Annotated in this window: 14 protein-coding genes and 1 pseudogene; 9 read left to right on the plus strand and 6 right to left on the minus strand. The window is 52.2% G+C overall.

The window, feature by feature from the left end; translation table 11 throughout:
* Positions 1-148: 148 nt before the first annotated feature.
* Positions 149-1,474 (minus strand): Cdc6/Cdc18 family protein, encoded by a 1,326-nt coding sequence (locus tag NO887_RS13080; protein WP_256418729.1) that lies wholly within the window; start codon positions 1,472-1,474, stop codon positions 149-151.
* A gap of 494 nt (positions 1,475-1,968) precedes the next feature.
* On the opposite strand from NO887_RS13080, the pseudogene NO887_RS13085 reads away from it, so the two are divergent.
* Positions 1,969-2,962 (plus strand): annotated as a pseudogene (locus NO887_RS13085) (IS630 family transposase).
* A gap of 1,037 nt (positions 2,963-3,999) precedes the next feature.
* Positions 4,000-4,293, plus strand: coding sequence for a hypothetical protein (locus tag NO887_RS13090; RefSeq protein ID WP_256418730.1), 294 nt, complete (start codon positions 4,000-4,002; stop codon positions 4,291-4,293).
* Here the strand turns inward: NO887_RS13090 and NO887_RS13095 are convergent.
* From NO887_RS13095 to NO887_RS13105, 3 genes are all read right to left on the minus strand, one after another.
* Entirely contained in the window at positions 4,243-4,569 is a 327-nt protein-coding gene (locus tag NO887_RS13095) for a hypothetical protein (RefSeq protein WP_256418731.1), read from the minus strand. The genes NO887_RS13090 and NO887_RS13095 overlap by 51 nt on opposite strands.
* Before the next feature lie 24 nt (positions 4,570-4,593).
* Positions 4,594-4,926: a restriction endonuclease gene (locus tag NO887_RS13100; RefSeq protein ID WP_256418732.1), complete on the minus strand. Its 333-nt coding sequence runs from the start codon at positions 4,924-4,926 to the stop codon at positions 4,594-4,596.
* A gap of 1,682 nt (positions 4,927-6,608) precedes the next feature.
* On the minus strand, positions 6,609-8,174 hold the full coding sequence (locus NO887_RS13105; RefSeq protein ID WP_256418733.1) for an ATP-binding protein: 1,566 nt from the start codon (positions 8,172-8,174) through the stop codon (positions 6,609-6,611).
* A gap of 334 nt (positions 8,175-8,508) precedes the next feature.
* Between NO887_RS13105 and NO887_RS13110 the strand changes: the two genes are divergently transcribed.
* Both NO887_RS13110 and NO887_RS13115 read left to right on the plus strand, forming a co-directional pair.
* On the plus strand, positions 8,509-10,584 hold the full coding sequence (locus NO887_RS13110; protein WP_256418734.1) for a vWA domain-containing protein: 2,076 nt from the start codon (positions 8,509-8,511) through the stop codon (positions 10,582-10,584).
* 343 nt (positions 10,585-10,927) lie between these two features.
* Positions 10,928-12,040, plus strand: coding sequence for a hypothetical protein (locus tag NO887_RS13115; protein WP_256418735.1), 1,113 nt, complete (start codon positions 10,928-10,930; stop codon positions 12,038-12,040).
* 248 nt (positions 12,041-12,288) lie between these two features.
* On the opposite strand, the gene NO887_RS13120 is transcribed toward NO887_RS13115, so the two are convergent.
* Entirely contained in the window at positions 12,289-14,124 is a 1,836-nt protein-coding gene (locus tag NO887_RS13120) for an AAA domain-containing protein (RefSeq protein ID WP_256418736.1), read from the minus strand.
* 1,507 nt (positions 14,125-15,631) lie between these two features.
* Between NO887_RS13120 and NO887_RS13125 the strand changes: the two genes are divergently transcribed.
* Together NO887_RS13125 and NO887_RS13130 are read left to right on the plus strand one after the other, a co-directional pair.
* Positions 15,632-16,003, plus strand: a complete 372-nt coding sequence (locus NO887_RS13125) for a hypothetical protein (protein WP_256418737.1) — start codon at positions 15,632-15,634, stop codon at positions 16,001-16,003.
* Between the two features lie 328 nt (positions 16,004-16,331).
* Entirely contained in the window at positions 16,332-16,769 is a 438-nt protein-coding gene (locus NO887_RS13130) for a hypothetical protein (protein WP_256418738.1), read from the plus strand.
* Between the two features lie 209 nt (positions 16,770-16,978).
* On the opposite strand, the gene NO887_RS13135 is transcribed toward NO887_RS13130, so the two are convergent.
* Positions 16,979-17,371 carry a hypothetical protein gene (locus tag NO887_RS13135; RefSeq protein ID WP_256418739.1) on the minus strand — a complete coding sequence of 131 codons (393 nt, stop codon included), beginning with the start codon at positions 17,369-17,371 and terminating at the stop codon, positions 16,979-16,981.
* A 299-nt stretch (positions 17,372-17,670) separates the two neighbouring features.
* Between NO887_RS13135 and NO887_RS13140 the strand changes: the two genes are divergently transcribed.
* The 3 genes from NO887_RS13140 to NO887_RS13150 all read left to right on the plus strand — a co-directional run bounded on the left by NO887_RS13140 (position 17,671) and on the right by NO887_RS13150 (position 23,900).
* Positions 17,671-19,968, plus strand: coding sequence for an MBL fold metallo-hydrolase (locus tag NO887_RS13140; RefSeq protein WP_256418740.1), 2,298 nt, complete (start codon positions 17,671-17,673; stop codon positions 19,966-19,968).
* A gap of 600 nt (positions 19,969-20,568) precedes the next feature.
* Positions 20,569-22,704, plus strand: a complete 2,136-nt coding sequence (locus NO887_RS13145) for a hypothetical protein (protein ID WP_256418741.1) — start codon at positions 20,569-20,571, stop codon at positions 22,702-22,704.
* 8 nt (positions 22,705-22,712) lie between these two features.
* A complete protein-coding gene (locus NO887_RS13150) occupies positions 22,713-23,900 on the plus strand; it encodes a BREX system ATP-binding domain-containing protein (RefSeq protein WP_256418742.1) in 1,188 nt (395 codons plus the stop codon).
* Positions 23,901-23,996: the final 96 nt, after the last annotated feature.

The following is a 23,996-nucleotide window of genomic DNA, read 5'->3' on the forward strand; positions in this document are numbered from 1 at the left end:
ACACATGTTGTCAAACGGAATTTACGAAATAGTGGGGTGGTCCCCAGAAGAGCAGAGGAGTTCACTAGGTATCGTCGAAATTGCTGAAACGGTGGTGAGGGTGTTGCGTAAATGGACAGGGAGTCGAAAGTCACCCCCAACAACATGACTACACGTCCGGTCGATCAGCACTGATATGCTCGAAATCGATATCTGCGAACCGAGCCGTATCCTTGAGAACTTCGACAGCAATCGCGGTATCGACCTGGAGCTGGTACTCCCAAGCAGGACCACCGATCGAACCCGCTGTCACCTTTTCTCCTTCAGCGATACCCTGCATGTCGAGTTCACGGAGATGGTCTTTGAAGCGTCGCTGACCGAGTTTGTCGGCATCAATTCGTGAGGCGACACTCTTGTACACGCCATAGATCGGTTTGGCTCGGACGGGAGCATCCCCAGAAATTTCCAGGGCAGTGAGCGCGGCAAGGGCAAGATGGGCTTGTGTCGTCATTTCACGCATAGCCTCGACAACGGCTTCTCGCTCAACGAGCGCCTGGGCTTCACGAGCATGCTCTGCACTAACTTGGTCGTCACCGTGTTTATCCGCCAATTCGCCGGCTTTGCGGAGGTATTTAATCGCTTGACGAGCGTCGCCTGTATCTTGTGCCGAAAGTGCAGCGACGAGGGGGACCACATCATCCGTCAGTACACCACTCCGAAACAGATATTCCTGCTCGGATTGGTCGATTTCGACGACAGTCCCCTCCAGAACTCCATCAGCATCGACTTCGTCGATCGGAGTCAACTTGGTATCGCGGAACGCTTTCGCTGCGCGCCGGCGGAGGATCTGCTGGAGCTGCGTCGCATCGTACGGTGAGAATAGGACGGAATCGTCGTAGAGCGAACTCTTGACTTTCGGACTGAGATTATCTCGCCACTGGAGGTCGTTACTGATGCCGATGATGCTGGGAAAGACGTGGTCCTCAACGTAATCCTGCGCTCGGGCTCGGGGAAGACTGTAGAGAATCCGGTCGTCGTCTCCAAGCGTATCGATTTCGTCGAGGACGATGATGATCGTGCCACCGATCTCGTTCATCGCCTCGAACATCATGTCCATCACGACATCGGTTGCGTAACCAGTCGGCCGGCTGTTGCCGGTGAGTTCTTGATAGATACGGGAAGCGGCCTTGTATGACGTTGAGAGATCGTGCGATTCACAGGAGACATATGCCGTCGTGAGATCCAGATGATCGGATTCTTCCTCGGCATGGGCTTGCAGTTCGGAGAGTTTGGCTTTCGCAGCGGCAGTTTTCCCTTGACCGGCCTTCCCGTGGAGAAACACGTTGTTAGCACCGACTCCGCGAGCCGCGGGAGCCAGCGACATATGAAGATCTTCCATCTCATCAGTTCGTTCGGGGAGATTGCCGGGATGATATTCCTCACGAAGGACCTCTTCTCGTTGGAAAATAGGCGAGGTATTCGAGAACTGAGTCATATGCGGAACCTTCTGTGCAAGCGATAATAAAACCCCGGTTGCAGCAATGTCTAGAATGTCGTTAACTGGAGGTTCTAAAAAAATAAACAGCCCACACCCCCACCACTGTTTCAGCAATTCTCGTGTGAAACGGTGGGGACAATCAGTTCTGACGGAAACATATGTTACAGTACGAAGACACGGTTCTTGGCCACTGGTACCTCTATTTTAGCCGGATAAAGGACACAGCGACTGTTATTATAATATATATTCTTTTCCTTTAGTAGTAGTAAGTGTAGTAGTAAGAGAGTAGATAGAGCAGTTTAAACGAGTGTAGCAACCTATATCTGAAGACTTTATAAAATGTGCACCTCTAGCGGGGTTCTTCTTCGTATTCGTCCCGATCTCTAATTCGGGGGAATTGCTGAAACAGTGGTGGGGGTCCCAACGGTATCCATCACTTCGATTTATAGTAGTCGGTAGAACTTTTTACTCAGATATATATGTTGCCTGTAATGGATCACCTCAACGAGATCTCTGTCGAAGAACTTCAAGAGGCGCTTGACAATGTTGATGGAAACAAGCCGACTCAACGGCTGTTAGCTGCGATCGCGTACAAAAACGGCGTCACGCAAACCGAACTTGCCGAGTGGTACGACACAGAGCGAAAAACGATCTATAACTGGCTCAACCGACTCGATACGGACGACCCACTTGAACAGGCTGTTTCTGATGCTCACCGATCTGGTCGAAAGCGAAAACTCTCAGAAACACAGCAACAAGAGTTTGAGTAAACAGTCAATGAATCACCTCAAGAGATCGGCTTTGACGCGCCGGCGTGGACGCCGGCGCTCGCACAAGAATATCTTGAAGAAACGTACGGCGTCGACTATTCAATCCCAAGCTGCCGGCGGTTGTTGAAAGAAGCGGGATTGAGTTATCAAAAACCACGCCGTTCAGCGGCTGAATCCGACGAAGACGAGCAAGATGAGTTTTACGACGAGATCAAAAAAAGCGGCGGGAAATGGACGCCACAGTAGTCTGTATCGATCAAACCAAGAAATCGGTCCAAGTTGAGCCGCGTGGTTTCCGCGCGGCACGCGGCCGTCCGTCGAATTATCTGGTCAACGGGACTGGACGTGTCTGCTGGGCGCGATCACCGAGGACGGTGATCGCTTTTTCTCTCGGTTTACAGAGTACATTACCGCCGCTCACGCAAAACATTTCATTTTGGCACTATGTGAAGAATTTGAAGATGATCTGATCATCGTTCTCGATGGCGCACCGTACTTTCAGGGATCGGCCGTCACGGACCTTGCGGCCCGTGACGACCTCACCTTCGTGACGCTTCCTTCATATTCGCCAGAACTGAATCCAGTCGAAGAATGCTGGAGACAACTCCAAGCAGCTCTCAGCAACCGCTTTTTCGACTCACTCGACGAACTTACAACAGCGATCGACAGTGCTCTTGATCAACTCTCAATTCCAAAAGTGAGTAATTATTTCTAGTATCTACTATAATTGGTCATCCGGAAATGCCATGTTTACTTCTCCTGACGAATTCCTGAGAGACGTGTCTGGTCTCTACCCTTCCGAGTTAGGGCTTCTCAGCTCTCCAAGTCGAGTGTTAACTACTTTGCCGTTTTGAGTAACGCACTCACTCGAATTCTAGGGAATGGTGTTCGTCCAGCTGAGTTAATTCCTGAAACACTGGTGGGTGTCAGGCGGATTTGTACGAGCTTGCGTCTCTCTTGCCCCAGAACCAAATCCGTGAATCTACTTTCTCCAGATAGGTTTATCACTCCCATTCTCCGATACTCTCGCTAAATTCATGAAACAGTGGTGGGTGTGTCTCCGATAACGGTTGCTCAGACTCTCACCAGACGCTGAGAGCAGTTTTGTTCGCGACCGCGTCGGTGGTTTCACTTGAACACTTGAACGGATGGTGTGAGAGAGCGGCTGGATCTCAGCGTCGATCTACTGGTGTACAGTTTGAAATACTCGAAGTGCCGGTGTGTGGGGACGTAGGCGACCAACCCCTCCCAGCACACCCACTACGACCCGCACTCCTCTTACCAATCACAACGACCGGCAGCACCGACTCCGTAGTGTGAAACCAGATTGCCGCCCAAGAGTAACGTGTTCCCAACAAATGTATAATCGAGCTAATATCCGACGTTCGGTAGGTAGACAGCAGGATGCTGTGATTAACCAACAAAGATGGCAGAACCCGAAGTATGTTGGTTAAGATCGCTCACTCTCATGGAAAGCTGCCGAAAAGACCCATCGTAATGGAGTCTGTTGTTTCACTTGAAGCAGTGGTGTGTGGGCTCAATAACAGGTATAGATCGGGTCTGACTCTCCACCGTTACCGCAGCTTTTGTTGACGAGTGATTGCGGGAATCCGCACACCACCATTTCCGAAGCTATTCACGAGAGAAGAAGGGGACTACAAAAGAAGCGACGTAATCAGGACGGGGCGAGATGCCCTCGATCTACTCCTCCCTTCCCGGTGGTTGAATGATATCTCCGAGGGATCTGACCAATTGGATCCCGTTCTGGTAGTCAGTCGTCACTCGATAGCCTTCTTCGTCCTGCTCGACGGCCCCTACGCTTGGATGCGCGAGCAGTTGGAGGGCGGATCGAACCTCTTCGGTGGTTGGGATATCGTTCGAGTCCTCCATGCCCACGACGATCTACCGGACGTCCTCCGCTGTTTCCACGGCTCCGGCGGCACGCTCGAGAGCTCGGATGACCGCAAGCAAGGTCTCTCCAGCATCGATGCGGTCCTAGATGTACTCATCGAGGAGGTCGAGTCTGTCGTCTTGGAAGGCTCCTGAGCGTGTCAAGTGGGCCAATATCTCCTCGGGTGGGACGGCATACTCGTCCCGGCGATCGAGGAGCTCGACGACGTCGTCGACGGCGATGGTTGTTAATTCGGTCGTCTCGGCATTATCGATCACCTTTGGGGCGAAGCCTAGGGCGACCACGATGGCGTGATCGGCTCCACGCTGGCGTCGGTGTTTGTCTACGTTGGTGACTTCTAGCGAGTTGACTCGGCCGTTCTCTCGGGCCTTCACTTCGACAACGACGTGTTCGGGGGATCGGATCTCCACGTCGGTGTCACCCCCTCCTTCGATTCAGTCGGCGGCACAGCCCAGCCGGGAGAAGGCCTTCGCAACGAGTTTCTCGAACTCCTCGTGAGCGTTCCCATCTGTGCTGGCCGCCCGGAGTTGGTCAGCTAGGTCAGGAGTGGGTCCGTCGTCTTCGTCGTCGACCGGGTGAACACGCTCGCTGGCATCGGTTAGGTCGGCAATGGCGGTTTCGACTGATTCCTCGCCAGAGGGTTGGTTGAGGCGCTTGTCTGCCACTCGTGTAAATCCCTGCGGACGGTAGGTCTCGTCATAGCCAACGAGCTCGTTGAATTCCTTAATGTCGACGTCGACTTCCTCAACATCGGTGAGGAAGGTCATGTACTCCCAGGGGCTTTCCTCGTTCCAGCGACCGTTTCAACGTTTTCTCTCCAGAGATACTCCGCAAGGTCGGGGTCGTTGCGACGTTAGAGGACTGGCCTCTCGCGACGAACGCACCATCGTGGTAGACGAGCGCGATGTCGTTGCGCTCGACGTTCCGCCACGTCCCGTCTACTGGGGTACCCCAGACGTGGACGAGATCGTCGTCAGAAGTCGTGCAAAATAGTTCGAGGTCTTCGTCATTGAGATATGACTCAAATATCCGCAATTGGGTGGCCATCCCGGATGAACTGTTTGTAGTCCTCAAACGCGTCGTCGCGACCAGCGGGGAGGATCACGATTCCGGTCATGGTTGAGTGGAACTCATTGGTGGGAAGCAAATAATTGGCTACCACTCTATGGAAAGGCTCTGATGGGATGAAAGCCTGCTAAGTCCCCAGCGTGCGTAAAGAGGTACTGGGGTGGTCAAAGGCCGATGATTCAACAGCGTCTTCGAACGCGTGGCTCTGATTGGCCTACGTGCCAAGGAAGCACCATCATGGGAGGCCGCCCGGATGCCGCCAGCATCCGGGCGGCGAGCCCGAATAGGTGTGGCTCCATTTACGCACACACCACCCATCAGCGCAGCAGCAGCTCGTATCGATCTTCCAAATGCTCGACCGCACGGAGGAACCTGAGCCACAAGAGGTGAGTTACTGAGGGCCGCCGGCTCGGCGGCCCTCATCGGCCGGTTGCAGCGGTCGTTAGCTATAGCTCAACTCATTCACGTTCTGACCGCCTGCCGGCCGGTTCCTGAGCTGTCACCGTGACTGCTTGCGGTTTCTTTCCATGGACACGATCGGGTCGATCTCGGCGAAAAATATAGTATCGCAGACGTGGTTTGTTGCGCTAGCAGGCTTTCATAGGTGTTGAATTCCTCATTTGGTGATATACTCTCGGAGCGGTGCTGAATCCAGAGCGCGTATTTCGTTGATCAAAACATATTGTGGATACTGATCAGGGGAGTCAGTTATGCGTGCCTCGGTGAGCCAAATTCGGTGTGGGATGATTTTATATATTCTCTTATTGAACTGTTTATCCTGTGCCAACAGGAGACAGCGAACGACAGTATTGGCTGAAGCTGAAGGAAGGAGATAAGATCCAGGCTACAGTAACGCGAGTCGGCAGTGATACACCGGAGGTAGACACGTCGAGTTGAACTAATATTGATACTGCGAGTCTAGCGGAAGTTAGCGAGAATGCAACTATCGGCCCTGATTCTCAGATCTATGCTAAAGTAGCAGACGTCAACGAGAACCACGCACAATTGGTAGCTCAACGGGGTGTGTATCAGCGGAATCACCTTCCAGGTGACGAGATGCGAACTCGAGCAACAAAACAAGTATCTGCGAGCTTATGCGAGGGGGAGCTGAGCCAGGAACGGAATCTTGATTCGTTGTTCGTCGTCGGAGTAGCAACCGGTGCGGACGTGAGCATAAAAATCGCTAAGATCAGAGGTGGGTCCGCTATCGGTTTCCCAGTAACTGTCCACGATCCTGGGCTCGCATCAGGTCGCGAGGTACTTGTTTCGACTCTTAACGGCGGGATCTCTGTTGCCACCCAGTAAGCTGGTTTCGAGGTCGGAGCAGTCGTTGCCAACGCGAATCAGATAGCTGGCTAGTGTGTTCGTTGCCGCAACGCCTCTAACAGAGCAAGAGGTACAGCCAGTATGGCAGTTCAATAATGCCATCGTTGGGCTGCTGAATTGGTTCGGTCCCACGGACAGTGTCGCCCGCGAGGAGGAACCCAATTGGGGCGTCGTATGTGTCTTGGAATTCCTGAAGCGCCTCAATAGTGGTCTCACGGGTCCGTGACCGATATGCGAGTCCGATTGGGACCGGCGTATTTCCGACCTCGAAGACGAAGTCGACTTCGCCCTCTCGGCCACGCCAGTACTGCACAGCGGGCGTTGGGTCAGTTCTCTGTGTGGCGTTGACCCCGTACGCAAACCGCATCGTGTGGTCAAAGGCTGCGATGCGGGCAAGTTCCGCTTCTCGTTGGAAGTCGTTACGTACCGTTGATGGGGCACCGTCGGCTAGCGCGTTCACGAGCCCGGTATCGCGGAGGTAGAGTCTAACGCCCCGTGGGCGACTGTTGTCGTACTCCGTGACGCCGGTGAGTACGTACAGTTCAGCGAGCGCCGGCAGGTAGCTGTCGGCGATTGTGCGGCGATCGACATCGAACAACTCGACAAGCTCTTGGTATCGGAATGACTCTGTCGCGCGGTTCCGGGCTGCCAACGCGCACAACCGTTCGAGGTCCGCAATTGTTTGAATCGATTCGAAGCCGGGCACGTCCTGGTACAGTGCGGTTCGGACGTTGTCCCGAAGTTGTGTGTAGTCGTCATCGCTCAGTTCACGTGCTGAGTCGACAGCACCATCCTGTTCGTAACTGATGATGCCACCCATCGCAAGGTACTCGACAACCTGTGATTGGATACGAGCCTCTGCGTCAGCGACTTTCTCATACTTCTCTTGTATTTCTGTGATGGGCCCGGAGAGATCCCCGTCATCTATGGCGGCCGGAAGGCTGTTGATCCCCGTGCGTATCGAACTCGGGCTGACGCGGGTCTCTTCCGCTTCGAGGTCGGGATAGAGCGTGAACAGGTAGTCTCGGAATTTCTCGGGCAGAATGGGTTGGACGTCGTATGCGTCTTGTGGGATGTCGCTGTCGGTAAGTTCTCGAGTTATTTGTACGTCAGCACTGGCAGTCAGCACGAGATGTCGATCCGGCGGCTCGTCGATGAGGTCGGCGACAACTGTTCCCCACCCGTCGATCGTTGGCTTGTTGGCGTGTTCGATCTGGTGGATGTCGTCAAGGAGGATGAACTGCGGCGCGTCGTCAGGCGCGCGTCCGTAGACACGGCTCTCATAATACCGGATGGCGCGTGCGAGTTGCTCGTCGGATTGGAGTTGATACAGCGGGTTCGCGTCGAACGGGAGATAGAGGAATCGCTCGGGGGCGTCGCCAGCGTCGATACGGTGGTGGATAAACTGGTGGAGCAGCGTGGTTTTGCCGACGCCGCGACGCCCGACGAGTGCGAGGATGGGCTGGTCTTCAAACTGACTGCCGGACGCGTGTGGCCGTGCGAGATGGTAGAAATCACTTTTGTGGCGCACAGGAAGATCGAATGCGTCGGCTCCGTCGTCCCACCACAGATTGTGCTCGTGGAGGGATTCGACGAGGGCGTCGCCAGCATCGAGAGCCATAGGATGTTGTACATCAAAGAGTACCATCGCAATGGTTGTTCCGGTTGATTACTCTGCGTTGCGGCGTCCGCTTTGCGCGGTTGATACGCGCTCTCCGTCTGTTTTTGGCTCCCCGTTACCAATAAACCGCACTCCGATGTTTGATATTACTAATCAAATATTTTTTTAATGTACTTTAACAAAGGATTTAAAACAGGATGGTCCATATTGTTGCGTGTACGTGTGAAAAAAGCGCCGCTACGATGGTGCTTATCTGATTAAGCGCGGCGGCGATGCGTGTACTGTGGTTGAGGGCCCGCGGGTTGCCCGGGTAAACGGCAGCCATCACACCACTATGGACGACACATTCACCGACACACGGCCCGGGGACCGACTCGGTCTCGACGCCGAATTCATCACCATACGCACGATCGGCTGCGACGGCGCGCCAGTGTCCCGACTCCTCGTTACCGACCAGACAGGTGATCAGCTCACCGTGCTCGCCACGCCGGACAGCCATTCGCTGTGGCCGCTCAAGACCGGTGCCACGTACGCGTTCTCACGGTTGCTCGTCGCCGACCTTGTCGATACCTCGGCGTCGACGCCCCACAGCTGTCCGCAGTGCGGCGATCAGCTTCGACCCGGGTGGGTGCTCGACACCGCTGACTCCGCGGTCGTGAGCGCGGCGGACGCGTTCGGGATTGACGAGCGCTTCCTCATCCTTGACTCGACGTCGTCGCTCGCGCGTCTCTCTGCGGGTGCACGAACCGACGACTGGGTGCCGATACACGATGAGCCGGTCACCGCACCCGACTACGTCTGTCCGTCCTGTGGCCGTCACATCGATGAGTTCGAACTTCGTCATGCCGAGCACGGTGCCGATGCTGAGATGCACGCAGATGCGAGTCCCGGGGGGCTGAACTGCATCTCGAATTCCGAGACGGTCGGTCTCGCTACTGGTGGAGCGAAAGACGTGACGAATTTTCGGGAAAACGTTGTGAACGGATACACTCCGGAACCGGACGCAATCAGCGACGAAGGGCTGTTTTACGACTACTACTTCGAGACGGGCGAGCGAACGGCGACAGAGTCATTGTTCGCACCACGGTACGCAGCGGCAGTCACAGAGCATCCGATTTCTGGTGAGACCGAGCAGTACCTCTCGGTCGGACTCGACTCGACGCTGTCAGTCGACGAGTTCGAGCGGCCGCGACTTGACCTCGTGGCGGTGCTCGATGTCTCCGGATCGATGTCTAGTCAGTTCGACGAGTACTACTACGACGAGCAGGGCCACCAGTGTGAGGCCGACACCGGCGGCCAGACGAAGATCGATGCCGCGACGCAGTCGCTGTGTGCGCTCACGGAACAGCTTCACGTCGAGGACCGGCTCGGTGTCGTCCTCTACAACCACCGCGCCCACGTGGCGAAACCCATCCGGGATGTCGGGGCGACGGATATGCCCGCGATTCGACAGCACATTCGTGAGATCGCAGCCGGTGGCAGCACGAATATGGAAGACGGGTTCGCAGCCGCCGTCGATATGCTGGCCGATGGGACGAGCAGTTCAGACGTTGAGCGCCGCGTTATCTTCATGACCGATATGATGCCCAATACCGGTGAAACGGGCGCGAGTGGACTCACCGACCTGTTCGCCGATGCGGCCGCCGATGGGATCCACACGACCTTCATCGGGATGGGCCTCGACGCAAACGCCGAACTGGCAGACGCAGTGTCGGGGATCCGCGGTGCGAACCACTACTTCATCCACTCTGCAGACGAGTTCGAGCAACGACTCGGGAAGGAGTTCGACTACATGGTGACGCCGCTCGTGTACGACCTCGAGTTAGCACTAGACGCAGACGGGTACGAGATCGAGGCTGTCCACGGCTCTCCATCGGGCGATGCTGCCAGTGACCAACTTATGTACGTCGGGACGCTGTTCCCGTCGGCCAAGCAAGACGGCGAGGCTCGCGGTGGGGTGCTCCTGGTTCGACTCGCTCCAACAGACGGAGAGGGAAGCCTCGCACTGCAGGCTTCGTGGACGGACCGCAACGGGGGCGAACACACCGAGCGCACGTCGGTCTCGCTGCCCGACGAACCAGGACCGTTCACACACAACGGTGTGCGGAAGGCCGTCGCACTCGCCCGGTATGCACGAGAGCTTCGCGCATGGGCCAGCGACGTCCACGACGGCGCTGCCACCGGGACTGGCGTCGACGATTGGCTGCTGCCGGATCAGCGTGGTGAGCACGAACGTGAGTCGGTGCCGCTAGTCGTCTCTGACCAGTACGCGCACCGCTTCGCCACGCTCCGCAGTTATCTCGCTGATGAGATGGAGGCCGTGAACGACGAGTCGATGAGCCAGGAGCTGTCGTTGCTCAACACGCTTTGGCGGTCGAACGTACAACAGGAGGCCGAGATCTCGAAATGACGCTGGTCTCAGTACTCGTCACCTCACCCTTGGTGTATAACCAGCCGTGGTCACGAGACCACGTATGACCCGGTCTACGCTCAGCCATTCATTGACCCCCGCGCTCACTGCGTGGCGAGATATGGTGTCTGAGAGCCCTATTGCCCCCGGCATCGATTTTACTGAGACGAACCGAACGCACGCATGCGAGAAGCAGCACGAGGCGTTTCTCGCTCATCCATCTCCGGAAACGTTTCGTGCCCTGTGGAATGCCGACACGCTGGCGAGTTATTGGGCTCCGAGTGCTGCTGTCCTCCTCGGTCCTGATTCGGCGGTTGATTCCTTACTCGGTGTTTGCTCCGAGATGACTGATGCCGTTTCGTTCGATCAGAGATGGCTTGATCGACTCGCTGGGTCAGATCCTGGGTGGGGTATCCACGAACTATACGCTCGGCTCCAAGGTGGAGCCAACCCCATCCCGACGCTCGAAGCACAAACCGTGCTCCGTTCACTGGGATACGACAACGTCGGGACGCCTGACGCTGTTGTAACCGCGATCTCGGAGTTTGCAGAGGACTACGAGTCGGTCGTCGGGCACGCCTCTGTTGGAACCCCGTACGAAGTGCCGCTGTACGCGGAAATTGACGAGTTTTTCAGGCTCGTACAGACCGCTGACCGAGACACGATCAACGCCCAGCTCACCGGGCCGTACGCGGCGCTGTTCCGGCCGCTCGTTGGGCATCGAGTCCACACCAGCAGTGCGGACCCAATCGAATGGGACGGCGTCGATGCGCTGATCGAGTCGCACGTAGATGCTCGTGACTCGGGCGCGTACGATGACCTCGAAACCGCCCACTGGGGCGGTACACACATCGAATCGTGGAAATGGCAGTTCGCAGAGTACTTCGAGGACGTAATTCACGCCCAATTCGATCTCACAGAGTTGACTGCAACAGAGATTCCCAAGTTCTTCGCAGCGATCGAAGAACCTGACGCGGAGTTCGACGCGGTGTCGAACGTGCCTGCGAAAATGATGGGCGGACAGTTCCACCGACTGACCTGGCAGGATATCGTCGCGCACTGTCACGACAACCCAGCGGATGCCGCCGCCGTGCTCAGCGATCTCTACAACGAAGACCTCCCGATTGTCGATCGGCTCAACGAGTTCTACGAGTTCTTCCACCACCTCACCACGCGAGCCGACAACGACCGGAGTCCCGGATCACTGCTCCGTGCTGCGACAGCACTGCTCATGTACGCGTACCCGGATCAACACATCACGTTTCAGTACCGACGCATGGACCACTTCTTCGCGGCGTACTCAACGCTTGATGGTCTCGGCACAGGATTCAACGCTCGCCAATATCACGAAGTTGCCGTCGCGTGCCGCGAGCTCATGCGCAAAATCGATGCCCATGCCGGTGACGCGTCCATGATCGACGTACAGACGCTCATCTACATCGCTGACGACGCCTGACGCCTTTTTACGCCGGGGCCTCTCTCGGCTGTGAACGCGATACCATACTGGTGGAGTACATGCTAAAAGATGATTTTGTGATTCCACTAGGAACGCTACTATATTTCCAGTTGGGGATCGGTAAGAGTATCAAGACGTTCACCTTGACCGGAAGGATTGTAGTGGTCTGATCAACAAGCGGTGCTGTGTGCGTTCACGACAACTTTGATGGGCGCGTTGTATGACAAATGGAGCCGCAGAGTGGGAACCTACCTTGACTCAAAGTACCCTAAATCCGAATAGTAATTCCTCAAATCATCATAAACTTGTGCACAACTAGTCGATGCATCAAGATGATCAGCTACGTTTCCAAGCGTATCAAAGTCTCCAACGAGTACGAGTCGCTTTTGCGCACGAGTAAGTGCAACATTTAGCCGACGTGGACCTTCATCAGGAAACTCGAGAAATCCAGCGTTATTTCGGTCATTACTCCTCACAAAAGAGACGATGATCGCTTTTCGTTCACTTCCCTGAAAAGAGTCTATCGTATCAACTTCTATCCGATTCGGATTTTCTATATCCTGATTATGTAATTCACCAGCGATTTTCCCGATTTGCGCACTGTAAGAAGTAATAATACCGATCTCATCATGACTGAGGCCTTTATTTAGTAGCAGCTCAGCCTGCTCTGCGACGATCTGAGCCTCTATTATATTGTATTTGGATTTTGAACTCCGATCTGTTTGTTCACTCCCTTCTACGTGAATCCCACTTAGAGGATCCATTCCGAGTATTGACCAATCTTTGTTGATATTTCCGTGGTTCAAACTTCCCTCATAAAATTGCTCACTTGGGAATTGCGCAATATCCTTATTCATCCGATACTGCGTGAGAAGCCGTTCCGCGAATTTTCTCCCATATCTGTCAAGAATATGTTCGAATAGAGAGACGTGCATTTCCTCCAGTTTTGCGTCTTCACTTGATGCGAACGGCGGGAGTTGTCTGTGATCCCCCGCGAGAACGATATTGTCTCCTCTTAATAGGGAAATCAATGTCGCAGGCTGTGCCGCTTGAGTTGCTTCATCAACCACTACCCAATCGAAAGTTCTCGACAAATCTGCACACGCAGACATAGTTCCTGCGACAACCTGTGCATCGTCCGGACGAATATCGCCGTGGTATTTCTGAATCACATTGTTACGGGAATTCTGTCCAATTCTCGCAATAGAGAAATCGTCTTGTTTCGCTGCAAAATGTAGCGACTTCTCATCCGGATTATCAATATCCGATGTACCAACGATCAAGTTGTCGACTGCTTGGTTCGAATGAGCAACAGCGAGGACATGATCACCCTTTGCGACAGCAGCTTTAATTAATGCCGTTAAAGTTCTTGTTTTTCCTGTTCCTGGTGGACCATGTATACAGGATATACCCGATGTGCCGAGTGCACGATTAACTGCACGTTGCTGCGGGGCATTGAGGGACGGATCGACTAACGCAGCAACGTTTGCTTGCCTTTCGATAATTTCTCGCTCGCCTGTAATGATTTCGTCAATTAGATCGGAACGTTGAGCCTTGTTCACAGCCTCTGTCTCACGATCGTATGTGGTAGGATTGAGTAGCTGATATATACTGTAAGCCGGAATTTCTTGGCTTGAATCGAGCTGACTCAGCTCTTTATTTACTTTGTGATGATAATCATAATCAGTTTTCAGACCGATCCCGATGGTTTGCTCATCGACGAACGTTACGATGGCCTCTGTAGGGAGAGCATCGGTTTCTCGATCCACATCGATTATTACTTCAGACCCAGGGTAGATCCCAAACTGGTCCACTAGATTTTTTGGATGTGTTACATAATCCGGAACCACCTGCTCGTATACATATTGGTTATCATATTCTGGATGGTGCTGTTTTCCGATTGACATGACCTCAGGAATCGCTTGTTGATTTTGAGCTAATTTTTCGGTCGCCTGGGTTTGGTATCGTTCCCAGCCTTCCTGTCGGGTCGCTTCACGTTCTAATTCGATGAAGTCCTGTAGACCTTGATAATAATCATCGCGTTCGTCAGCAGATAGGGACTCAACCGCTGTATGAGTGGTCACTTCATTATTCGATACAGAATTACTGGTAGTGCTTAGTAAACACTCTATGTGATCATATACTTGGGTGATGCTGTTATCGCAGTACCTGCATACAGAGTCTCGAAAAATCGAGGTCAAGTGCTCGTTGCTAACGTGTTCTACTAACGCTTCGATAGACTCGATCGACTCTGTACAATCTGGGCATATCAATTTCCCTGTGTCGGATTCTAATTGAACAGTTCCCCCAGTAGCATCAGCGAAGCATGGATAGTGTGTGAACAAGTCAGAGCGTGAGGCGTCCTTGAGATTATCTCCGCATGCAGGACAGCACCCATTATCCAGTAGCGACGGTACGTGGTCGTTTTGAATGTGTACAGCTAACTTCCCTTTATTGTAGGTAGAGTAATCGCATACAAAGCAGTCAGTCAGATCTAATGGCAGCGAAAAATATTCTAACAACTCAGAAGCATCAACCTCCTCTGAACACTGGAGGTGAGACGCTACTTCTTCAAGCGAGATCTTCTCATGACACCCAGGGCAAACTCTGCCTCCAGAGAATCCGCCACTGCCATCAAAATGCTCGGACCAGAGGTGGTATTGAATAAGATCTGCAGACTCCGCTTGAGAGTCGCAATTTTTGATTGGGCAAACAAATCCAGTTCCCGCTGGTTTGTCACTAAATGCGGAGTGATTGTTGAGATAGTGTTGGGCATGGTCATCGCTAGAATCTCTTGACTCCCCACATCCAACACAACTGTCAGTTTCTGATAAAACAATATGATCGAAGAGTTCACTCTCAGAGTGAGCCGAGGAGATGTGTGATTTAAGTTGATACTCGCTCTCGCTACTGATCCCACACAGAGGGCATAGCAAGCTTCCAGAACCAAACCACTCGATAGTACTTGAGTCAATATTATTCAGCCTATCTAGACAGGAAGAATGATATATGAGAGAATCACTCCGGATAGGTACTTCACAACTTGGACAGACGACCGTGCCATCCGGACTGAGGTTACCTCCATTAGGAAGAATAGATGCCCGATGATTGTTCCATAAGTGGGTGTTTAAATCACCTAGAGATGATTGTGAGTCATCACACTGAGGACATTGTAATAGCACACTCTACGTCTTTTATCCTCCACTCATCAACCTATTGATCCGCGAACAATAAATAGTCAGATCTGCTAACGAGCTCGATGAATAGATGAAGATATTATCTGACATTTATACCGACTCAGCTAAGTCTACCATTTGATATTACTGATGCCAGCGGCGTGTCTACCTATCAACGATATATACTCATTTGTCCTGTTGAATCCTCAGTACCTAACAGAGTTTGTGTGCTGAATAAAGGGACCGATGCTGTAAAATAAAACCAGTCCGTGATTACACACCGAGACTTCTAGACAATTTTTTGAAAACTGTACCTACCCACTACCAACTACTTTCCACAACACAGCCATCAAAATCATAAGAGGATTAGTCGATTCGTTCAAATATATATGTATGCCACTTTAGAATTAGGACGATGGACCCAGATACCTCATCCACGAACACAATAGATCAGGAGAACGAGAATGATGATATTCTCACATCAAGTGATGAGCGACCGACTTATAAAGTTGAATTCACCTCCGATGTGGCACGTATGTTGACGGGTAGCACTCACACTGATGCTGAGCAAATCATTGATTATGTGAACGTGTCAGATATGAATGCTGGGGAGATTCGAACTTTACTCAACAGTATTGGAAATATGTCCGGAGCAGCTGCCCAACGCCATGCATTAATCTGTATACTGTTAGAGAAAGGAGACCTCAAACCAGATCTGTTGTCGGAAATGCTAGACCATAGTGATGTGCCGGTAATTGTGGATAACTACGATAGCACCGATACGTGAATAACTGCTGTTGAGTATCGAATCATAAACCAAGCTACAAAACTACTGTACCATCGATCAGTACTAACCGAATTTAAGACGGCTTCATGTGTGATCTGCGCGCTGTACCTCGCACAACTATCTATTCTCAGCGGTCAGCGGGCGATCCCCAACGAGCCGTTGTTTCACATCACGTCATGACTGAAAGACAGAATCCCACTAGGCCCACTCATTTTACGACATGACTATCTAAACGAGATGAGACGACCCAGAGACGTCAGCTGTAGCCGCTGTTCGCCAGCAGGTTGCTAACACATACCATTAAGTTCAACAACATATAATTGGTCGTATGGCTTCGAATGAGGATCGCTACGGTTACGGTCACCGCCAAGACCCAGCACACGATATCGGTGACTCAGCACCAGGAACAGTCGGTGACAGTGAAGGAACGTTCCATGACCGGGCTCGCAAAGGGACGAACGTTATCGTTGACGGGAAAGTGACGTCGCAGGAAAAGCACAAGCGCTCATCCCAGCAGTCGGAGTCGCAATCGAAGTCGAAGCAAAAAAAGACATCCAACAGCTCAACATCCACCTCAATGTCTCAACTCGATGGGACTAAAGTAACAGTCACTGTCGACCGTATCAGCGGGAGCGGGAACGCGATTGCTGAATACAAAGGGCGGCACATCCACGTTGAAAACGGAAACGCGGGCGAAGAATACCGCGTTCGCCTCCAAGCAGAAAATAGCTATTTCATCGGCGAGCAAATCAAGGTCCAAAGCTGAACTCATCACGCAGAGTACCAGGTCTACGATTACTCCGGATCTGTACTTGTTAGAAACTCTGCGAGTGCCGACATCTTTCCGCTCTTACTCAGTACAATGTATGATTCTGATAGTACCTAAAATCGTCTCGCTACGCTCCAGTTTCGAGGTATGGGTGATTTGAGCGAATCGGAGGTGGGACAGTTATAGAACCACCGGTGGTTGGAGTTTTATTCAGTATCTTGAACTTGACGACAAATGGTTTGGAGATCATCCCTAAACTGTTCTGTAGCACTAGGTTCATCGTATCGCGTATGAACACAGCGCTCTCTGACGGTAGACTCTGAGATATCGAATGCGGAAGCAACGCCCGTGAACGCCCGATCAAGAGCGCTTTCGGGCCCAGTCCTGTAGCGGTTGCCCGCTTTCTTTTTTGGTGGTCCGCCAACCAACTTACAGAATTCCTGTGCTACGGCGACACGGTACTCTGCTTCGGTGATGTTCCCATTACCTTCGATCACATTGAGCGTGGCTGTGACGAGTTCCTCATCAAACTGTTCAATAAGATGGTCTCGAAGTCCGTGCAATTCGTCGAATTCAAATGGTGGGGTATTGTCGGTCATGAGTGTATTCTCACATTCCCCTAAGATGGGGACTAATAACCACGTTTTGGTCAGTTGGCTTCTAACTCAGCGTCGCAGCAATCGCACGGTTCGTTAGTAGCGATCTGTTTAGGGAACTCACAGATCGTTCAGTACAGAGCTCTCTAATTTTGCCCACCAACACCGACACATCATTATGACCTGCTAAGTTATTAGAAATTCAGGTGAATCTATCCTATCATCATGCGAACCCAACTGGGGGAAATGAATCCTTTCTCTTGCGATTTCAGTCTACACAGACTGATGCTCCGACAACCATCTTGGTCGATGCCGGTGCAGAACTTGAACTTGATAGGATACTGAATCCTGGCGAAACAATTGATGCTGTCTGCCTCACTCACGCTCATTCGGATCATTATCAGTCTCTAAATCAGTGTGTAGACCCCCACACGTCAGTATACACCTCGCCAGCAACGGCGAAGATCATCGGCGACGTATTCGATATCGCAACACAACAGACAGGCGTTGAAGCGGATGATTCGATGGTAGCGGCGATCGAACCGGTCGACGAGTGGACGTCAGTCGGATCAGAAGTAGCGTTTCATCCGGTTCCTGCCGGCCACGTCCCAGGGGCAGTGGGGTACCTATTCCGATTTGAGAAAGATCAGGGTGTCGACACCGGGTATATTCTTGCGACGGGGGATTTTACACTCACTCGAGCAGGCGGCTATCCGGGACTCCCACTTGAGTCAATTCAAGACGTAGATGTTTTGTTTCTCACCGTGGCGACGAGCAGTAACTTCTCTTCAGAGTTGTCTGAGGCGCTTGGCATTGCGCTACAGCAAGCACATAGCGGGATGCAGACACTCGTCACGACAAGCGGTATTGTGGGTGTTCACGTTGCGTATCTATTGGGCGCGTTGATTGAGCGATTTGAACTTGGAGTCCGAGTACGCGTCGTGGGGCAGGCCGCAAAGCTGTATGAGCGATTGGAGTACGAGGCTGACGCTGTCCGACCTGTCCCGGAGTTTTCCCATACTGATGAGGCCCTGGGACGTGGGATAATCACGATCGCTGGCCCAGATGTTCCGAGTGAACGTAGTTCTGGCCGACTATATGGCGTGTTACGGGATCAGCCAGACGCGTGTGTCGTACAGCTGATTGGATCCGGGCAATCTCCGATTCGGAGCGGACAGTGTACCGTTCATGACTTCCGCATCGTGAACCATCCGGAATACGACGCGCTAGAATCGGTACATGAGTCGGCTAACCCACAGCACACTGTTATCACGCACACGCATCGCGGGGCTGGTAACCAGTTCAATCATCTCAATAGTAACGTGTGGTCACCATCGGATTCTGGCGAGTACACGCTGTACGCGAATGGACAGTGGCGCGCACCGCCGTGGGCTCCCAACGGCGGTCGGACCCCAACACAAGCCACGACGCAAAGCGTCGGTGCATTAACTGAAACAGATCTCTTTTCCGATGTCGATTTGCCCAGTCTATCACGTTCCCCAACGGTCGATCTTCCTGCTGAAGGCATTGACATCGAGCACGTGAAACAGGTATTGGCCCAGGAGACGGCGTATACCGGCCCGACCACAACAGAGGCCGCTGATAGCGATACCGGCTCCTCGACAACAACCGCCAGCGGATCAGACTCACCCGCCATGACTACGACCCCAGACGACGAACACGACTCCGCTAAATCCGACTCGCAAGGCTCACCCGCCGAATCCGTAGGGCTTGTTCGCACTACTGGCGCATCATTCAAGCAACTTGATGACTGGGTTGTGTCCGCAATACAATCCGGGGAGCTCTCAAAAGCAGATCTCAAAGAAATCGTACGGCGTAGTCAGCAGTCAGCGACATCGGCAGACGAAACCGAGTCACCTGATGATGAGGCTGCCAATAGCGCTGGTGATGCCGATCACAATACATCACAATCTGATTCAGTTCGTTCAACCGCTGAGTCGGATGATTCGGACGCTACTACGTCAGCAGACAGTGAGGAGGATGTGGATTCTCCTGATGCTCCATCCGTGTCGTCGTATTCGAAGCCGGAAACGGAAACAACCGACACTCAATCCACGTCGGAAATTTCGGAAACAGAAACGACCAAGTCTCAACCCGCACCAGAATCTCCCACTACATCGCCTGAGCAGGAAGGTAATCGGGCATTCTCTGTTGTGTTAGAACCGCTAACAACTGCACTTGCCACTCACCTCATAGCAGAGACTGACAAAGGTCCGATATCCATCGCTGATGTTGCTACCGACGCGACGACAGCATACCTTGGTGACCGACTTCGTGGAACAGAGACTGAACCGGAGACCAGTGTCTCCTCACACTCGTCGATAGTGGATCAGGCCTTAGCTGGTGTAGTTGCGGACTCGGATGAGTTCACTGATCTTGATTCGTTCAAAACCACGGCCTACGGAGAACTCCTTGGGGATCTTGTCGGACTCGACACAGACAACCAGACACCAACCGTGACGATCCGCGTTGACCCAGCACTCGTCGACGCCGTTACCGAACATCCTTCATCGACTGCTCAATCACGTGAAGACATCGTTGCTACCGCGGTTCGATGGTACGCGGGGACGGACACATAGTTTACATCTAACTTCTTGACTACGTAAAATCTTCAGAAGGCGTCGGGATCAGGTCGGTAACCTATCAGTTCGGTATTTCTGCATAGAGAGTTCTTAGTAGGGTCCTCAGCGGAGGAATAGAAAATCAGACACCAGCGAGTGGGCGATCAATCATCTATTAGGTATGCTAACCTCCACAGCGTCATCAATCTGATAGGCTACTTTTGTGTTGAAAACCTGTGGGGACTGAACCTCCTCAATACTAGTTCGCGGAGGACCAAATCTGGGGAGATGGATTTCGTCAAACACGAATTGAAATGCCCAGTTGTGACCCACCCTTCTTTTTCGACTACGGCTTGTTAAGCTGGTCAGTAAGATAACCCAGAACGTCTGCTTTCAGTTGCCTCTTTCCCTTCTCAAACTTCTCGTCATCGGCTGTCAGCTGTGCCTCTATATTAGACACACTAAGCGCACACGAGGGCCCTGAGAAAAATAGTTGGTTTACCAACGATACACTTCCACCGACGGTAACGTTCCCTCACTCCTCATTTTCAAGATTACTCGATTCTGTACCCGGTTCTCATCAGTAGTTTTTAGCTTCATCCTGTCTAGTTCCCTGTAATGAGCGATAGCGAATCCGGACTCTTTGCATCTACCCCGGAAGCGGTGTTCTACTTAGTGTCTGATGAAGATGCGGCAGAGGAACTCACGACTGAAAAAGTCGAGTTTCTCGATGATCAACCAGGTGTACAAGCAGCGCTTGAGCTAGAACAGTTGCCCAACTCAAATCTATTCGATCAGATACTGAAACAAGCCAAACTCGGGTCTCGCTGGGGGAAGGACCTCTCGAAGGTGTACCGTGACTATCTCGAAACCCGAATCGGGCAGGTCGATGAAAGCGTTCTTGCTGATGAACTCGAAGCGCAATTCAGTCGCTACGATGCTGACCCATACGAATCAGCTGTTCTCGGCGATCCGATGACGGTTGGGATTGACCTAACGAGTCAAATACAGTCAGAGCTTGATCAGTGGGACCAACAACAATTCACACGTGCTGATCTTGCCGCTGCCGTTGGGATCTCAGATCAATCAGATCCCATAACTGACTGGAACACACGCGGCGGGATCGTTTTCTCGAGTGGCACTCCGCTATCTGAGTTGAAGCACGACCGTCGATTCGTGCGCGCAAGTCACAACCTACAACAATTGCTTCTTATTGGGCTCGATGTGGCACTCATCGCCCCGGTTGGTGGGCCCGACGAACAGGAGACTGTCGAAACAACGTTCCGCGGAGTTGGATCATTCACGGTTGAGTCAGTATCTGGCGCTGAATTCAACGTCGGCGATGAAATCGCTGTAGCCGTTGATGAATGGTATGACAGATTACGCTACTCTGTCGCCGACAACCGGGTCGTTGAAAACGTAGTCCGTCCAGCGAGCGTTACTGCCTACGATCTCCCAAGCGAAGATTGGGCACGCCATTTCAAAAACGCGATTACAATCGGGCTTCAGGGCGTATACTCAGAAAAGTCGTTCAGCGAAACTCGATTTAACGACATGTGGGAACAGCGGGTTAGTTCCCATGAGAACTACGATCAATACCGTTCACGGCGGAAGACGTTCCCTGAAGTCAAAGTTACTAGGAAAAACGACGGAGGGACTCACGACTTTGCGCTTCACCACGAGGGTCCCTCAGCGACTCCGCATGTCTGCGGCTTGCCTGCACAGAGTTCGAATCCGGAAGAAGAGCTCGTGGATCTGATTGAACGATTTCTTGATGCCGATCGTGTCTCTGAACAACGGTGGCAACACCTTCTTGGAGGCTTTGAGAGGATCGCTGAGTCACTTGATGCGCCGTCCAAGGACCTCGTCACGAACGCTCTTCTCCGCAGACACCGGCGACGGCAACAACTAACTCCGCTTCTCCCCCCGTCTGAAGAAGATACAGACACGTTCAAAGTTAAGAGAGAACACCACGACTACGACAATGAATGGTACGAGTGTCACTGGGCAACTATCCTCTCCGATTATAAAATTACAAAACAGGGAGGTGTCGGAGCTATTGAGCGGAAGCAGAACCTCCAAAACTCACTTAATCCCGAGTGTGACACAGACACAGCACTCTACTACAAATTAGAACGGGACATCAACAACGCATGGCAGTATTATCTTGATAGTGCTGAAAAGGAAATTCAGCAAAGTCTCCCTGACGATCAAAACCTCAGTATTGAACGTCGAGAGACAAACTCTTCAAAAATTCTCGATATTACTGTTATTCCCACCAACGGTGAAAAACAAACCGTGACTGTAGATGTGCTACTCCCCTATAGTGAGGTCTACGTCAACGATACTGAAGTTCCTGCGGCCACAGTTACGAACACCGTTAGTGAAGTTATCGACGCGCTCGGAACATCTCATCAAGCTCGGTCGCTCAATCTCTCCCACAAGGAGACAAGCGATGTACTATACGAGATAACAAAGATGTATTTGGACATAGCTGAATTCGAACAGGGTGACCTCGTGTACTTTGACGACGTAATTGAGTTTTGCCAGTCATTATCGAACATACAAGATATGTTCAATACACCTGATGGGGACGTTGAGGAGAATCTTCGAGACTTTCTCGGAAAAGAGGACTATATCAATCTTCTCCGATCGAGTGTTAAATTCCACCGGAAGGGAAGCGATCAACACGGAAGTGTGAAAGTCCAAGGAGACCGATATATTGCGATGGAGTTACAAGAACAGTTACAGTAACGCAGATAATGACTGGTAGTGATGCGGGGGACGCCCTCCAAATCGGACAAGATACAGCCATTGATATTCTCACCCGGATTCAACAGGGTGTCCCACCCAAACCCGAGCATGTGAAACACATCCGCGTCGGTCGGGAAGCAGAAGAACGGCGATTATGCGATAAGCCGACCGAAGGACTCCAAAGCGTCCAGCGAGGAAGCGGACAAATTTTCTTTGTCTTGGGTGACTTCGGGTACGGGAAATCGTTCTTCATCAATCTGATTGCTGACAGAGCAACCGACATGGGCTTCATCCGGTCCGAGTTCGACATTCAAGACCTCGAAGCAATCTCTGACAAGGGTGAACTCTACCGGGGAATCGTCCAAAACATTCGGTACCCGGATGAGAACGGGACAGGCGTCACGCCACTCCTCCGACAATTCTGTGAAAAAGTATCTCGCAGCGAATTCGAACAGGTAGCCACAAAGTACGGATTTTACGGGCATTCAATCTACAGTATTCTTCGGAATTTACTCGACGCATGGGCCAACGGGAAACTGTACGTTGAGCGTGACGACGTCACACTAGACCGTGTTGACGTACTCAACGCCGCAAGCGGATATCTACAAGGAGAAAATATTTCACTCGAAGAATTACACGCGATCGGGAAAGTGGGCTTCGATAGCATTACAAAAGAAAACGAGTACACTTACCTCCGCCATCTGCGATCCCTCGCCCTTGAGTTAGGATACAACGGGTTTACCATCCTTATCGACGAAGCCGCGGAGCAGCTTGAATGGAACCCCGAATCAGCGACTACGCAACGGCTCATTGACCTATATAATAAATGCTATCAGAAAGGTCAATTCGAGTACATGATGTTCGTTTTTGTCGGAAACCAAGAGAAATGGGACTCACTAATTGACGAAGCAGGCCACCAAGCCTTACAAGACCGATATCGAGCAGCGAAGCTCGTCCTAAGCAACTTCACGGAGGAAGATTACGTAACACTCGTCTCCAAAGTGGCAAACCTACTTGAGATTGCATACGGTGAGTCAGCAACACTCACTGACGACAAAGCCCGCAAAATCGTTATGAACGCAGCAGACCACCACGGCGGAATCAGTAATCTGAGCCCTCGGGGACTACTCCTCACCCCGAACGGCCAAGGGGAACAACAAACACTCGTAGACGTTCTTGAATCACATTTCGAATAACGAATCTGCTCCGCAGAGAGCACCTCTTCTAACGGACGGTCACGAGTTGATTATTAGCAGAAATCCATAAGAATAAGCCAGGAATTCGATACTCCT

It is taken from the genome of Halorubrum laminariae (genome assembly GCF_024494655.1).
In the GTDB taxonomy this organism is placed as follows: domain Archaea; phylum Halobacteriota; class Halobacteria; order Halobacteriales; family Haloferacaceae; genus Halorubrum; species Halorubrum laminariae.

Coding starts and splice junctions, on each gene's coding strand:
- NO887_RS13080 (WP_256418729.1), bottom strand. CDS start 1,474: ATGACTCAGTTCTCGAATACCTCGCCTATTTTCCAACGAGAAGAGGTC.
- NO887_RS13100 (WP_256418732.1), bottom strand. CDS start 4,926: ATGACCTTCCTCACCGATGTTGAGGAAGTCGACGTCGACATTAAGGAA.
- NO887_RS13110 (WP_256418734.1), top strand. CDS start 8,509: ATGGACGACACATTCACCGACACACGGCCCGGGGACCGACTCGGTCTC.
- NO887_RS13150 (WP_256418742.1), top strand. CDS start 22,713: ATGACTGGTAGTGATGCGGGGGACGCCCTCCAAATCGGACAAGATACA.
- NO887_RS13135 (WP_256418739.1), bottom strand. CDS start 17,371: ATGACCGACAATACCCCACCATTTGAATTCGACGAATTGCACGGACTT.
- NO887_RS13130 (WP_256418738.1), top strand. CDS start 16,332: ATGGCTTCGAATGAGGATCGCTACGGTTACGGTCACCGCCAAGACCCA.
- NO887_RS13125 (WP_256418737.1), top strand. CDS start 15,632: ATGGACCCAGATACCTCATCCACGAACACAATAGATCAGGAGAACGAG.
- NO887_RS13105 (WP_256418733.1), bottom strand. CDS start 8,174: ATGGCTCTCGATGCTGGCGACGCCCTCGTCGAATCCCTCCACGAGCAC.
- NO887_RS13145 (WP_256418741.1), top strand. CDS start 20,569: ATGAGCGATAGCGAATCCGGACTCTTTGCATCTACCCCGGAAGCGGTG.
- NO887_RS13115 (WP_256418735.1), top strand. CDS start 10,928: ATGACTGATGCCGTTTCGTTCGATCAGAGATGGCTTGATCGACTCGCT.